Source organism: Ruegeria sp. C6, assembly GCF_056537625.1.
Window position 1 is genome coordinate 146731 of sequence record NZ_JBQFRW010000003.1, and the last position, 12525, is coordinate 159255.

Consider the following 12525-nt stretch of genomic DNA (forward strand, 5'->3'; position numbering starts at 1 on the left):
CGTCACCCATCCCCGATGCCATCGAGATACTGCATCGGATCGAAATCATCCGGCAGATCGTCAAGCCATTCCTCGGTCGTGGCCAGTTCCTCGGCCTCGTATGTCTCGGGCTTCCAGATCTGGAAGGTATCACCGGCAGCGATAAAGAACGCCTCGTTCTCAAGGTCGATCTTGTTGCGCAGCTTTGCGGGCAGCACCAAACGACCCGTTTCGTCCACATTGGTCGGGAAGGACTGACCATGGAACATCCGCTGAAGCATCCGACGCTGCATCGAGCCACGTGGCAGCGCATCGATCTTGGCATCCACCTCGTCGATCGCTTCCATGGTGTAACATTCAAGGTATTTGCGGCGGTGGTCGCCATAGACAATCACGAGTTCAGGATTGTCACCGGGTTGCCAGCTGGGGTCCGAGGCCTCAAGCACACGACGAAACGAGGCCGGGATTGAGACCCTGCCCTTCGTATCCACCTTATGCTGGCTTTCGCCTCTAAACCTGCGCGCCAAGACGACTGTCCCTTTCGCTTGCGCCCCACCTCAAAATTCACGTTCCCCCCGGAAGTAAAACGGCGGGTTGATCTGCTGCCACTGATCAACCCGCCGCATTGACCCGCTTTGCGGGATGTCCAGCTGCGCGCGCCACCTGGGGGGATGTCTGCTCGCCCGCGCGCCGGATCTGTTAAGTGATGAAAGCGAGATGCCTGTATGAAACCTGTTTTTGTATTTTTTGGTTCGGGGTCGTTTGGTGCCCCTTAACTGTCCTCGCCCTCATCGGGTACACAAGGGATGCCATGGGAATTTATGGAAATCAATAGGAAATTTGCGCAGAGAGACCTGATGCAGGCTTCAGATCAAGACTAATGCAATCGAAACTTGGATCAAATATGCCACAAATTGTGCTCCTGATGCTTACCAACACTAAATATGTAAGAATTGACGCCTAAATTATTCCTCCCATGAATTCCCAATAATTTTAAGAATTACATATTATTTGGCGCAGACACCCATTCATGGCAGCCGAAGAGGACGAATCACGGTCCCTTTACAGGCCATTCCCATAGGCGACCCATGTTTTCCCATAGCACCATCACCCCAGGCGCCGGACCTGCGGTGAGAAGATTTGCCCCTCTTGAGTTGACACAACATGCCCAAACAAACACCAATTCCGCTCAATAGATAAGCGGTCACCATCACAGGGTCTGGACACACGAAACGTCAACCACACGTGAAAACCAGTATTTTAAAGGCAATTATTGGGGCGTACCGGATTATCCTGCCAATCCATGCATTTGCTGCATAGCAGCATTGACGACGCGAACTATTGTGCAATCGCAGCATTTGCCTATCTTCAGTCTCAAGCAAACGCCGGACGATGCCGGCAACAGTAAGAATGAACGGATCATGAAGATGGCAGTCGCAAGCACACAAACAGCTCTGAAAGGCACACCGGCAAATGGAATCTCAACGCTGGTTGAGACCGTGAAAACCCGGGTTGCTCGTTATCGCCTGTACCGTCAGACAGTCAACGAATTGTCGGGACTGTCAGATCGGGAATTGGCTGATCTGGGCTTGCACCGCTCGATGATCCGCCGGCTGGCCCAACAGGCCACCGAAGAGCAGATCGCGCGGTAAGCGCAACAAGAACACCGAGATCAGGTCCGTCCTCCTCCCTTTCGGACCTGTATTTCAGCGGCAGCGTCTCTCCTCCTCCCTGACGTTGCCGCACCTAATACCGGCCCTGACCGCCGGAACCTGATACATCGGGGCTCTCCTCCTCCCTGCCTCGATGTTGAAAGCGCGCGGCGACGTCTTCCTCCTCCCTGACGTCGCCGCGTCTTCCTCATACCGGGATCAAACCCGGGTTCGGATACATCGGGGCTTCCTCCTCCCTGCCCTGATGTAGAAAAGAACGGCGGTTCCCCTCCTCCTCCCTGGGAACCGCCGTTTTTCGTTTTTTGCGCACAAGATGTAGGCTGGGGTCGTGAACGCTTTGTCAGGAGTCTCCCATGGCCGCTTATTTCATCGCCCAGATTTCCATTCATGACCCGGTTGGGTACCAGAAATACCTCGAAGGATTCATGCCGATCTTTGACCGACATGGCGGAAGGCTTCTGACCGTATCCTCAAAACCTGTTGAAGTGATCGAAGGCAGTTGGGAAGAAGATGGGATCGTCCTGATGGAGTTTCCGGATATGGCTGCCGCAAACGCGTGGAAGGACGATCCGGACTATGTCGAATTGGCCAAGATCAGGCAAAAAACGGCGACGGCGAATCTTGTGCTGGTCGAAGGGTTGTAAGCTTCAGAACGGCACGTCATCCTTGTTGGTCAGAAAGCGCGAGACCACTTTCTTCACCCCTGCCTTGTCGAAATCGACCTCGACTTTATCACCTTCGATGCCGATCACTGCGCCATAGCCGAATTTCTGGTGAAACACTCGCTCGCCCAGCGTAAAGCTGGCCACGGCGGTCGCATCAATCACAGTATTCCGGCTTTCTTTTGGCTGTGACATGCCATATTGCCCCTGCCGCGCCTGCATCCGCTTCCAGCCCGGAGAGTTATAGACATTCGCCTCGGCTGCGCGGGTTTCGATCCCGGCTGCCTGCTGACCACCCCCATAGAGCCCCGGAGGTGTCAGCACTTCCACGTGATCTTCGGGCAACTCATCAATGAACCGGGACGGCATCGAATTCTGCCATTGTCCGAACACCCGTCGGTTGGCTGCAAAGGAAATCGTACAGACTTCTTCTGCACGGGTAATACCGACATAGGCCAGCCTTCGTTCTTCTTCGAGGCCTTTGAGACCGGATTCGTCCATCGAACGCTGAGAGGGGAACAATCCATCCTCCCACCCCGGAAGGAAAACCGCGGGAAACTCCAGCCCCTTGGCCGCGTGCAGCGTCATGATCGAGACTTTGGCCCCGTCGCTGTCCTGCTCGTTATCCATCACCAGACTGACATGCTCCAGAAACCCTTGCAGGTTTTCGAAATTGTCCAGCTGATTGACCAGTTCTTTTAGGTTTTCCAGCCGCCCCGGCGCCTCGGGCGTCTTTTCGTTCTGCCAATGCGCGGTATAGCCGGATTCGTCCAAGACGATCTGCGCCAGCTCGATATGCGTATGCTCGGGCGCGCCGTATCGGATCGGTGAAACACCGTCATCAATCACCGTATCATCGTCCACCTCGATCCGAGGCCCACGTGTCATTGCATTCCACCGCGCCAGACCGTCGATCAATTCACGCAGCGCCTTGCCGCCCTTGCCCTTGATCAGGCCGTTATCGACCGCAATCCGCGCGCCTTCGACCAGAGACACTCCGTTCTCGCGCGCCACCACCTGAATCGTCTGCTGCGCCTTGTCGCCGAGGCCGCGTTTGGGTGTGTTCACGATCCGCTCGAAGGCCAGATCATCCTCGGGGCTGACCACCAGCCGGAAATAGGCCATGGCATCACGGATCTCCATCCGCTCGTAGAATCGCGGCCCTCCGATCACTTTGTAGGGCAGACCAATGGTCAAAAACCGATCCTCAAACGCCCGCATCTGGTGCGAAGCGCGTACGAGGATCGCGATCTCATCAAGGTTCATCGGCCGCACACCGCGCGTGCCACCTTGCATCGCGTCGATCTCTTCCCCGATCCAACGCGCTTCTTCCTCGCCATCCCAATGGCCGATCAGACGGACCTTTTCACCCTCTTCGCGGTCGGTCCAAAGCTCTTTGCCCAAGCGGCTTTCATTGCCACGAATGACGTTGGACGCAGCGGCCAGAATATGCGGGGTCGAGCGGTAGTTCTGTTCCAGCCGGACCACGAAGGCGCCAGGGAAGTCCTTTTCGAACCGCAGAATGTTGCCCACCTCGGCCCCGCGCCAGCCATAGATCGACTGATCGTCATCGCCGACGCAACAGATGTTCTTGTGGCCCCCTGCAAGCAGACGAAGCCAGAGATATTGGGCGACGTTGGTATCCTGATACTCGTCCACAAGGATGTAACGGAACCAACGCTGGTATTGCTCCAGCACGTCCGGGTGGGTTTGGAAAATCGTGACCATGTGCAGCAACAGGTCGCCGAAATCCACCGCATTCAGCTCGCGTAGGCGAGTCTGGTATCTGTGGTAGAGCTCTGAGCCGGAAATGACATGGCGAGCTATCGCTCCACTTTCAGGATTTCGATGCTTGAACTCGTATGTCTTATCCGCTGATGCTACCTGCTCCTCGGTAAACAAGCGTTCGCACCATAGTTCAACGTCCGCAGATGCTGGAACCTTGTCTGGAGTCCATGCTTGGTTTTTCCAACCGTCCACGACCCCAGCAAACCATCGCGGCGGATGACGTTTCTCATCAACACTAGCCAACTCCATAGCCTGTTTCAGCAGGCGTTTCTGATCATCGGTATCCAGAATGGTGAAGTTAGACTTCAACCCCACCAGTTCCGCATGGCGCCGCAGCAGCTTGGCACTGATTGAGTGAAAGGTTCCCATCCACTTTACCGGATCTTTCAATAGATAGGGATCATCACGCAATCGATCCTGCATCTCGCGAGCCGCCTTGTTGGTGAAAGTAACTGCAAGAATTTGATCAGCACTGGCTTTTCGCTTCGCCACAAGATGAGTCAAGCGCGACATCAGCGCTCTAGTTTTACCGGTTCCGGCACCAGCCAGCATCAGCACTGGTCCGTCCAATTGCTCTACCGCCTCTAGTTGGCTAGGGTTGAGAACCTTCAAGTAGTCCCCAAACGACGGCATAGCCATAGCCCGCGCCGACAGCGATGCGCCTTCGAAGGCGTCCATTTCGTCAAAACTGCTCATGCCGGTAAACTACGCCGGATGGGCGCGGAGGGAAAGGGTTTGTTCACGGCTTGTTCGCTCAAATCAAATAGAATCATCCCTCCAAAGGGCGCAGCGAGGATATTCGGAGAAACGGGCATTATTTGCTCTTTCCCACGGGGGATTGATGCCGCAATGCAGCATGTGCAATAAGTTTGCGCAAAAGGGCGGCGTTTGCGAGCGTTAACATGCCGGTTCTACCCAGAACTACATATGTACGTGGCCGTATTGTCCGCCTATGCACAAGGCCACAGCCATTAAGACCGGGACCTGAAATGACAGACTTCAAGAAAATCCTGATTGCCAATCGCGGCGAGATTGCCATCCGTGTGATGCGGGCAGCCAACGAGATGGGCAAGCGCACCGTCGCGGTCTTCGCCGAGGAGGACAAGTTGGGCCTGCACCGGTTCAAGGCGGATGAGGCCTATCGCATTGGCGCAGATCTGGGACCGGTTGCGGCGTATCTGTCGATTGACGAGATCATCCGGGTGGCCAAAGAAAGCGGCGCAGATGCGATCCACCCTGGTTACGGTTTGCTGTCCGAAAACCCGGATTTCGTGGATGCCTGCGTTCAAAACGGCATCACCTTCATCGGCCCCAAGGCCGAGACCATGCGCGCGCTTGGCGACAAGGCTAGCGCCCGGAAAGTGGCGATTGCCGCCGACGTTCCGGTTATCCCGGCGACCGAGGTGTTGGGCGACGACATGGCAGCCATCAAGGCCGAGGCAGCCGAGATCGGCTATCCGCTGATGCTGAAAGCGTCTTGGGGCGGTGGCGGACGCGGGATGCGCCCGATCCTGTCCGAGGATGAGCTGGAAGAGAAAGTGCTGGAAGGCCGCCGCGAAGCCGAGGCCGCCTTTGGCAACGGTGAGGGCTATCTGGAAAAGATGATCACCCGTGCCCGCCATGTTGAGGTGCAGATTCTCGGTGATAAGCACGGTGAGATATACCACCTCTATGAACGCGATTGTTCGGTCCAGCGCCGCAACCAGAAGGTCGTGGAACGCGCGCCTGCCCCGTACCTGACCGAAGAACAGCGCGCCGAAATCTGCGAGCTGGGCCGCCGTATCTGCGCCCATGTGAACTATGAATGCGCGGGCACAGTCGAGTTCCTGATGGATATGAACACCGGCAAGTTCTATTTCATCGAAGTGAACCCGCGCGTGCAGGTGGAACACACCGTCACCGAGGAAGTCACCGGCATCGACATCGTGCAGGCTCAGATCCTGATTGCCGAGGGCAAGACGCTGGCCGAGGCCACCGGCAAAGCCAGCCAGGACGATATCCGCCTGAACGGCCACGCGTTGCAGACCCGCGTGACAACCGAGGACCCGCTGAACAACTTCATCCCCGATTATGGCCGCATCACCGCCTATCGCTCGGCCACCGGCATGGGCATCCGTCTGGATGGCGGCACCGCTTATGCAGGCGGTGTGATCACGCGGTATTACGATTCGCTGCTGACCAAGGTGACCGCTTGGGCCCCAACGCCAGAAAAGGCGATTGCGCGGATGGACCGTGCGCTGCGGGAATTCCGTGTGCGCGGTGTTTCCACCAACATCGCATTTGTCGAAAACCTGCTAAAGCACCCGACTTTCCTGTCGAATGAATACACCACCAAATTCATCGATGAGACACCGGACCTGTTCCAGTTCAAGAAACGCCGCGACCGGGGCACCAAGGTTCTGAACTATATCGCCGACATCACTGTGAACGGGCATCCCGAAACCAAGGATCGCCCGATGCCGCGCCCCGACCTGAAAGAGGCCAGGCCCCCCGCGCCCAAGGCCGAACCGCAGATGGGCACCCGCAACCTGCTGGAGCAAAAAGGCCCGCAGGCGGTGGCTGACTGGATGAAGGCGCAGCGTCAGCTGCTGATCACCGACACCACCATGCGCGACGGGCACCAGTCGCTGCTGGCAACCCGGATGCGCTCGATCGATATGATCAAAGTAGCACCTAGCTATGCTGCGAACTTGCCGCAGCTATTCAGCGTCGAATGCTGGGGCGGTGCAACCTTCGATGTCGCCTATCGCTTCCTGCAGGAATGCCCTTGGCAGCGCCTGCGTGATCTGCGTGAGGCGATGCCAAACCTGATGACCCAGATGCTGCTGCGCGGGGCGAACGGGGTTGGCTATACCAACTATCCCGATAACGTGGTGCAGGAGTTTGTGCGTCAGGCGGCCAAGGGTGTCGACGTGTTCCGCGTGTTCGACTCGCTGAACTGGGTCGAGAACATGCGCGTCGCCATGGACGCGGTGATCGAAAACAACAAGATCTGTGAAGGCACCGTTTGCTATACCGGCGATATTCTGGACCCGGACCGTGCTAAGTATGACCTCAAATACTATGTCGGAATGGCCAAGGAACTGCGTGACGCTGGCGCACATGTGCTGGGCCTGAAGGATATGGCCGGACTGCTGAAACCGGCCTCCGCCAAGATCCTGATCCGGGCGCTGAAGGAAGAGGTCGGGCTGCCGATCCACTTCCACACCCATGACACCGCAGGCATTGCAAGCGCCACCATTCTGGCCGCCTCCGAGGCCGGTGTGGACGCGGTGGATTGCGCGATGGACAGTTTCAGCGGCAACACCTCTCAGGCAACGCTCGGCACCGTGGTCGAGGCGTTGCGCCATACCGAGCGAGACACCGGGCTGGACATCAAGGCCATCCGTGAGATCAGCGACTATTTCGAGGCAGTGCGTGGCCAATACGCGGCCTTCGAGTCCAGCCTGCAGGCCCCGGCCTCCGAGGTATATCTGCACGAAATGCCTGGTGGTCAGTTTACCAACCTCAAGGCACAGGCGCGTTCGCTTGGGCTGGAAGAGCGCTGGCACGAGGTCGCTCAGATGTATGCGGACGTGAACCAGATGTTCGGCGATATCGTCAAGGTGACGCCGTCGTCCAAGGTGGTCGGTGACATGGCGCTGATGATGGTCAGCCAGAACATGACCCGTGCGCAGGTCGAAGACCCGAACACTGATGTCGCCTTCCCCGACTCGGTGGTGGACATGATGCGCGGCAATCTGGGTCAGCCTCCGGGCGGGTTCCCCGATACAATCATCCAGAAGGTCCTGAAGGACGAGGCCCCCAACACCGAACGCCCCGGCAAGCATGTCGAAGCGGTCGATCTCGAGGCCACGCGAGCAGATTTGTCCAAACAGCTTGAGGGCAAAGAGATCGATGACGAGGACCTGAACGGATATCTGATGTATCCCAAGGTGTTCCTCGACTATATGGGCCGTCACCGCACTTATGGCCCGGTCCGTACCCTCCCCACGCGTACCTTCTTTTACGGCATGGAGCCGGGCGAGGAGATCACCGCCGAGATCGATCCCGGCAAGACGCTGGAGATTCGCTGTCAGGCCATCGGCGAGACGGACGAGAATGGCGAGGTTCGCGTGTTCTTCGAACTCAACGGTCAGCCCCGCGTGATCCGCGTGCCGAACCGTTTGGTGAAAGCATCAACCGCTCAGCGGCCAAAGGCCGAAGTTGGTAACCCCAACCATATCGGCGCGCCAATGCCGGGTGTCGTTGCAACTGTTGCCGCTGTCACAGGTCAAGAAGTCAAAGAAGGCGATCTGCTGCTGACCATCGAAGCGATGAAGATGGAAACAGGTATCCACGCCGAGCGCGACGCGGTGGTCAAGGCTGTTCACGTCCAGCCTGGAGGTCAAATCGACGCCAAGGATCTGCTGGTCGAACTGGAATAACCGGTTTAGCCTTCTACGCTAATAAGGGCCGTTCGGGGAACCGGGCGGCCCTTGCAACATCAGGAGGCCGCATGCTGACCATCACCCCGATCTACGCCGCGTTGATCGCATTTCTGTACGTCGCACTCAGCGTGAATGTCATTCGGCAACGCCGGGTGGGCAAAATATCGGTCGGGGATCATGGCGACAAGGCCATGATCAAGGCAATGCGAACGCATGCGAACTGCGCCGAATACGCTCCCTTTGCTTTGCTGCTTATCGCCATGGTCGAACTGCAAGATGCTGGCGACTGGCTTGTGAACCTGCTGGGGATGTTACTTTTGGCGGGCAGGCTTCTGCACGCTTATGGTTTTGGCAAGACCCCACAGGTCATCATCCTGCGCCAGATCGGAATGGGTCTGACCTTCACTGCAATTCTGATTGCCGCGATCGCGAACCTCGCATTGGCTGTTTGAGCGCGCGATTTAGCCCGTCAAAACCTGCGTTTCGATCAAAGGAGCATGCGGGAGGCTAGGCTGCGCCTCTGCCAGTGTTTCATCGCTCTGACTGTAGATCACGGTGGTAAGAACAATCAGCGCCGCCAATGCCGCCATCTTAATATCTGCAATATCTTTCATTTCCTCTGCCCAATCCCTTATTTCGTTCACTGCTATATCTCTTGAACACCGCAGCCCCGAATTTCCGTCGAAAGATTTTTTGCTGTTTTTTGTGTTTTTCCGCTTGCAGCCTCGTGTGGGAATTTATACATCCCTCCTCACTCAACGGCGCGGGCGTAGCTCAGGGGTAGAGCATAACCTTGCCAAGGTTAGGGTCGGGCGTTCGAATCGCCTCGCCCGCTCCATTGAGAGGTCTACGGACCATATAAGTATCTGATGCGGGCGTAGCTCAGGGGTAGAGCATAACCTTGCCAAGGTTAGGGTCGGGCGTTCGAATCGCCTCGCCCGCTCCAGATACCAAACTCTCCGAACATGCTGGTCCTTTCGCGATTGCTGCGGCATCTTTGATGTACATGAAATTCCGACGGAGATGCGGATATGCCCGATTACGTCATTCGCGCCTTAACAGCAGACGAACTTCAAACCGCTGTAGATTGGGCGGGACAGGAAGGCTGGAACCCCGGGCTGCACGACGCGGTCTGTTTTCGCAGTTCGGACCCCGAAGGATTCAAGGGCGGTTTCCTGGACGGCCAGATGATCGCGTCCGCATCCGCCGTGAACTACGATGATGCCTACGCATTTCTTGGCTTCTACATCGTGCGTCCCGAGTTTCGCGGCTCGGGATACGGATTGCAGGTCGCCGAAGCGGTCAAGGCACATTGCCAGGATCGTAACATGGGCATGGATGGTGTGGTCGAACAGCAGGACAACTATCGGAAATTCGGTTTTGAACTGGCGTATGACAATTATCGATTCGCGGGCACCGTCAGCGGCATCCTGGATGCCCTGGGTCGCGTGGAGGACACTCGGGTTCGTCCAATCAACGCATTAACCGATGATCTAAAGTCGTATGACCGAGGCCTGTTCCCCGCCGCGCGCGACACGTTCTTGCGCGGCTGGTTGGAGGCACCCAGCCACGTTTCGCGGGTGTTTGAGGAAAATGGGCGGATCAAAGGCTATGCAACGTTGCGGCGCTGCCTGAGCGGGTACAAGGTCGGGCCTCTGTTTGCCAACAATCCACAAATCGCGCAGGCGCTTTTGGTTTCCCTTCTGACGACGCTCCCCGCCGATCAGGCAAAGGCCGAGGTGTTCATCGACAAGCCTAATCCAAACGCACAAGCCATGGAATTGGCCAAACAGTTGGGGCTGACCAAGGTATTTGAAACGGGGCGCATGTATTCAAGTCACGCGCCGGACATCGACCTTGACCGGATATATGGCATCACGACGTTTGAACTGGGTTAGAACGCCTTGAACGTCATCGTGGTCAGCGAGCGTTCGATATTGGGAATCACCAGCAGGTTTTCGTTGATGAAATGGCCCACATCCTCGGTTTCGGGGATGTAGAGCTTCAGCAGCAGGTCGTATTCGCCGCTTGTGGAATACAGTTCGGAATGGATTTCACGCAGCGCGATCTCTTCGGCGACTTTGTAAGTGGTACCGGGTTTGCAACGGATCTGAATGAAAACGCAGGTGGACATGGGCCGGGCCTTGTTGGTTCGTGTTGCCCGCAGGCTGGCACGGGCCGCGTCCGGGTGCAATCCCCTGCAACAGTTTGCGACGAAGGCTTAAAGCGGTCTGGATAGGCCGTTCATCCGGGTCTATAAGCGCGCCTGTAGCAAAAGGAATTCGCCCATGCGCAGCGCTAAGATCAGCCGTCAGACCGCCGAAACCGAGATTTCGGTCGAGGTCAATCTGGACGGCACCGGCCAGTATGACAACCAGACCGGCGTCGGGTTCTTTGACCACATGCTGGATCAATTGGCGCGGCATTCGCTGATCAACATGACGATCCGTGCCAAGGGTGATTACCACATCGACGACCACCACACGGTCGAAGACACCGGGATTGCGCTGGGTCAGGCACTGACGCAGGCGCTAGGGGACAAGAAGGGTATTCGCCGCTATGGCGAGTGCCATCTGCCCATGGATGACGCACAAGTACGCTGTGCGCTGGACTTGTCGGCTCGTCCGTTCCTGATCTGGAATGTGGACCTGCCGACGCAAAAGATCGGCACGTTCGACACCGAGCTGGTGCGCGAGTTCTTTCAGGCGCTCAGCACCCATGGCGGGATCACCCTGCATATTGATCAGTTGCATGGCTTCAACAGCCACCACATTGCCGAGGCCGCCTTCAAGGCCGTTGCCCGTGCTTTGCGCGATGCGGTCGAAACCGACCCACGCAAGGCGGATGCGATTCCCTCGACTAAGGGCGCGCTGTAGATGCTGACAGCCATCATTGACTACGAGAGCGGTAACCTGCACTCGGCGGAGAAGGCGTTTCAACGGATGGCCCGCGAACTGGATGCGGGCGAGGTCTTCGTGACATCGGATGCAGATGTTGTCGCGCGGGCTGATCGATTGGTTCTGCCCGGTGATGGCGCTTTCCCGGCATGCGCCGCCGAGTTGCGCGGCCACAAAGGCATCTATGACGCTATGGTAGAAGCCGTCGAGCAGAAAGGCCGCCCGTTTCTGGGCATCTGCGTCGGAATGCAGCTGATGGCGACCAAGGGCCATGAATATGCTGAGACCGACGGTCTGGGCTGGGTCGCAGGTGATGTTGTGAAGATCGAGCCCTCGGACAGCGCGCTCAAGGTGCCACATATGGGCTGGAACGATCTGATTCTGGAAAGCGACCATCCGCTCTTTGACGGGATAAAATCAGGCGATCACGCCTATTTTGTGCACTCCTACCACTTCCGGGTGATGGATCCGGCGCAACGGCTGGCCTATGTGGACTACGGGCAAGAGGTCACGGCCGTGATTGGCCGCGACACGATGGTTGGGATGCAGTTCCACCCTGAGAAAAGCCAGGACGTCGGCCTGCGTATGATCGGCAATTTCCTGACCTGGAAGCCCTGAGGTTTACTGCACCCGCGTCCAGACCTGCCCCCGGCAGACCAGACCACCCACGGCACACCCCTTGACGGTCAGCTTGTTCTGGCTGTCCAGTGTCATTTTCGAACTATAGGTTTTGTCGCGATCCGGGGCCCAGATTTTGCCGTCGTCATAGCTGCCGTCACCCTCGGGGATCATGTCCCAGATGATTTGCTTGCCAAGGTTTTCGTACTCCAGCTGTTGGTTGCCTTGGGCATCAAATGCGCTGTCGATAGTTCCGCAGATGGCGCTGCCACATTCCGAAATCGACACATGCAAATAGCCGCCCGTATCGCCCGGAGCGGTCTTCCACAGCCCGTCTACCGGATCGGCAGCAAAGGCGGTGGTGGCCATCGCAGCGAAGACCGCTGCAAGAGAATATGTCTTCATGGTTATCTCCCTGTCTTTCCGGTCAGTCTGACCTGCCGTTCGGCACCGGGCAAGAATGACTTAGCGTCGCGTT

General features: G+C 57.3%; 12 protein-coding genes and 2 tRNA genes. 9 read left to right on the top strand and 5 right to left on the bottom strand.

Annotation, left to right across the window (positions count from 1 at the left end; translation table 11 throughout):
* Nucleotides 1–2: 2 nt before the first annotated feature.
* Entirely contained in the window at nucleotides 3–506 is a 504-nt protein-coding gene (gene mraZ / locus ACR0MJ_RS12225) for a division/cell wall cluster transcriptional repressor MraZ (protein ID WP_170401403.1), read from the bottom strand.
* Between the two features lie 900 nt (nucleotides 507–1406).
* Here mraZ and ACR0MJ_RS12230 point away from each other — a divergent pair.
* Both ACR0MJ_RS12230 and ACR0MJ_RS12235 read left to right on the top strand, forming a co-directional pair.
* A complete protein-coding gene (locus tag ACR0MJ_RS12230) occupies nucleotides 1407–1631 on the top strand; it encodes a DUF1127 domain-containing protein (protein ID WP_170392061.1) in 225 nt (74 codons plus the stop codon).
* A gap of 374 nt (nucleotides 1632–2005) precedes the next feature.
* Entirely contained in the window at nucleotides 2006–2296 is a 291-nt protein-coding gene (locus tag ACR0MJ_RS12235; protein WP_170512277.1) for a DUF1330 domain-containing protein, read from the top strand.
* 3 nt (nucleotides 2297–2299) lie between these two features.
* On the opposite strand, the gene ACR0MJ_RS12240 is transcribed toward ACR0MJ_RS12235, so the two are convergent.
* Nucleotides 2300–4798 carry an ATP-dependent helicase gene (locus ACR0MJ_RS12240; protein WP_480761161.1) on the bottom strand — a complete coding sequence of 833 codons (2499 nt, stop codon included), beginning with the start codon at nucleotides 4796–4798 and terminating at the stop codon, nucleotides 2300–2302.
* Nucleotides 4799–5091: 293 nt separating this feature from the next.
* Between ACR0MJ_RS12240 and ACR0MJ_RS12245 the strand changes: the two genes are divergently transcribed.
* Nucleotides 5092–8529, top strand: a complete 3438-nt coding sequence (locus tag ACR0MJ_RS12245; protein ID WP_170609399.1) for a pyruvate carboxylase — start codon at nucleotides 5092–5094, stop codon at nucleotides 8527–8529.
* 71 nt (nucleotides 8530–8600) lie between these two features.
* Nucleotides 8601–8984: an MAPEG family protein gene (locus ACR0MJ_RS12250; RefSeq protein WP_170625277.1), complete on the top strand. Its 384-nt coding sequence runs from the start codon at nucleotides 8601–8603 to the stop codon at nucleotides 8982–8984.
* Between the two features lie 9 nt (nucleotides 8985–8993).
* On the opposite strand, the gene ACR0MJ_RS12255 is transcribed toward ACR0MJ_RS12250, so the two are convergent.
* Entirely contained in the window at nucleotides 8994–9146 is a 153-nt protein-coding gene (locus ACR0MJ_RS12255; protein WP_170609401.1) for a hypothetical protein, read from the bottom strand.
* Nucleotides 9147–9295: 149 nt separating this feature from the next.
* Between ACR0MJ_RS12255 and ACR0MJ_RS12260 the strand changes: the two genes are divergently transcribed.
* The 3 genes from ACR0MJ_RS12260 to ACR0MJ_RS12270 all read left to right on the top strand — a co-directional run bounded on the left by ACR0MJ_RS12260 (nucleotide 9296) and on the right by ACR0MJ_RS12270 (nucleotide 10430).
* Nucleotides 9296–9370: transfer RNA gene (locus tag ACR0MJ_RS12260), tRNA-Gly, on the top strand.
* 33 nt (nucleotides 9371–9403) lie between these two features.
* Nucleotides 9404–9478: transfer RNA gene (locus ACR0MJ_RS12265), tRNA-Gly, on the top strand.
* Between the two features lie 85 nt (nucleotides 9479–9563).
* On the top strand, nucleotides 9564–10430 hold the full coding sequence (locus tag ACR0MJ_RS12270) for a GNAT family N-acetyltransferase (protein ID WP_480761166.1): 867 nt from the start codon (nucleotides 9564–9566) through the stop codon (nucleotides 10428–10430).
* On the opposite strand, the gene ACR0MJ_RS12275 is transcribed toward ACR0MJ_RS12270, so the two are convergent.
* A complete protein-coding gene (locus ACR0MJ_RS12275) occupies nucleotides 10427–10666 on the bottom strand; it encodes an Lrp/AsnC family transcriptional regulator (protein ID WP_170325761.1) in 240 nt (79 codons plus the stop codon). The two genes, ACR0MJ_RS12270 and ACR0MJ_RS12275, sit on opposite strands and share 4 nt — an antisense overlap.
* Before the next feature lie 154 nt (nucleotides 10667–10820).
* On the opposite strand from ACR0MJ_RS12275, the gene hisB reads away from it, so the two are divergent.
* Both hisB and hisH read left to right on the top strand, forming a co-directional pair.
* On the top strand, nucleotides 10821–11408 hold the full coding sequence (gene hisB / locus ACR0MJ_RS12280) for an imidazoleglycerol-phosphate dehydratase HisB (protein WP_170401424.1): 588 nt from the start codon (nucleotides 10821–10823) through the stop codon (nucleotides 11406–11408).
* Entirely contained in the window at nucleotides 11409–12047 is a 639-nt protein-coding gene (gene hisH / locus ACR0MJ_RS12285) for an imidazole glycerol phosphate synthase subunit HisH (protein WP_480761169.1), read from the top strand.
* 3 nt (nucleotides 12048–12050) lie between these two features.
* Here the strand turns inward: hisH and ACR0MJ_RS12290 are convergent, their stop codons facing one another.
* Complete coding sequence (locus tag ACR0MJ_RS12290; RefSeq protein WP_170392077.1) at nucleotides 12051–12452, bottom strand: DUF2147 domain-containing protein; 402 nt, start codon at nucleotides 12450–12452, stop codon at nucleotides 12051–12053.
* Nucleotides 12453–12525 lie beyond the last annotated feature (73 nt).

Bases quoted from the DNA above. Each gene is read 5' to 3' on its own strand.
- ACR0MJ_RS12230 (WP_170392061.1), top strand. From the start codon at position 1,407: ATGGCAGTCGCAAGCACACAAACAGCTCTGAAAGGCACACCGGCAAAT.
- hisH (WP_480761169.1), top strand. From the start codon at position 11,409: ATGCTGACAGCCATCATTGACTACGAGAGCGGTAACCTGCACTCGGCG.
- ACR0MJ_RS12275 (WP_170325761.1), bottom strand. From the start codon at position 10,666: ATGTCCACCTGCGTTTTCATTCAGATCCGTTGCAAACCCGGTACCACT.
- ACR0MJ_RS12250 (WP_170625277.1), top strand. From the start codon at position 8,601: ATGCTGACCATCACCCCGATCTACGCCGCGTTGATCGCATTTCTGTAC.
- hisB (WP_170401424.1), top strand. From the start codon at position 10,821: ATGCGCAGCGCTAAGATCAGCCGTCAGACCGCCGAAACCGAGATTTCG.
- ACR0MJ_RS12245 (WP_170609399.1), top strand. From the start codon at position 5,092: ATGACAGACTTCAAGAAAATCCTGATTGCCAATCGCGGCGAGATTGCC.
- ACR0MJ_RS12290 (WP_170392077.1), bottom strand. From the start codon at position 12,452: ATGAAGACATATTCTCTTGCAGCGGTCTTCGCTGCGATGGCCACCACC.
- ACR0MJ_RS12270 (WP_480761166.1), top strand. From the start codon at position 9,564: ATGCCCGATTACGTCATTCGCGCCTTAACAGCAGACGAACTTCAAACC.
- ACR0MJ_RS12255 (WP_170609401.1), bottom strand. From the start codon at position 9,146: ATGAAAGATATTGCAGATATTAAGATGGCGGCATTGGCGGCGCTGATT.
- ACR0MJ_RS12240 (WP_480761161.1), bottom strand. From the start codon at position 4,798: ATGAGCAGTTTTGACGAAATGGACGCCTTCGAAGGCGCATCGCTGTCG.
- ACR0MJ_RS12235 (WP_170512277.1), top strand. From the start codon at position 2,006: ATGGCCGCTTATTTCATCGCCCAGATTTCCATTCATGACCCGGTTGGG.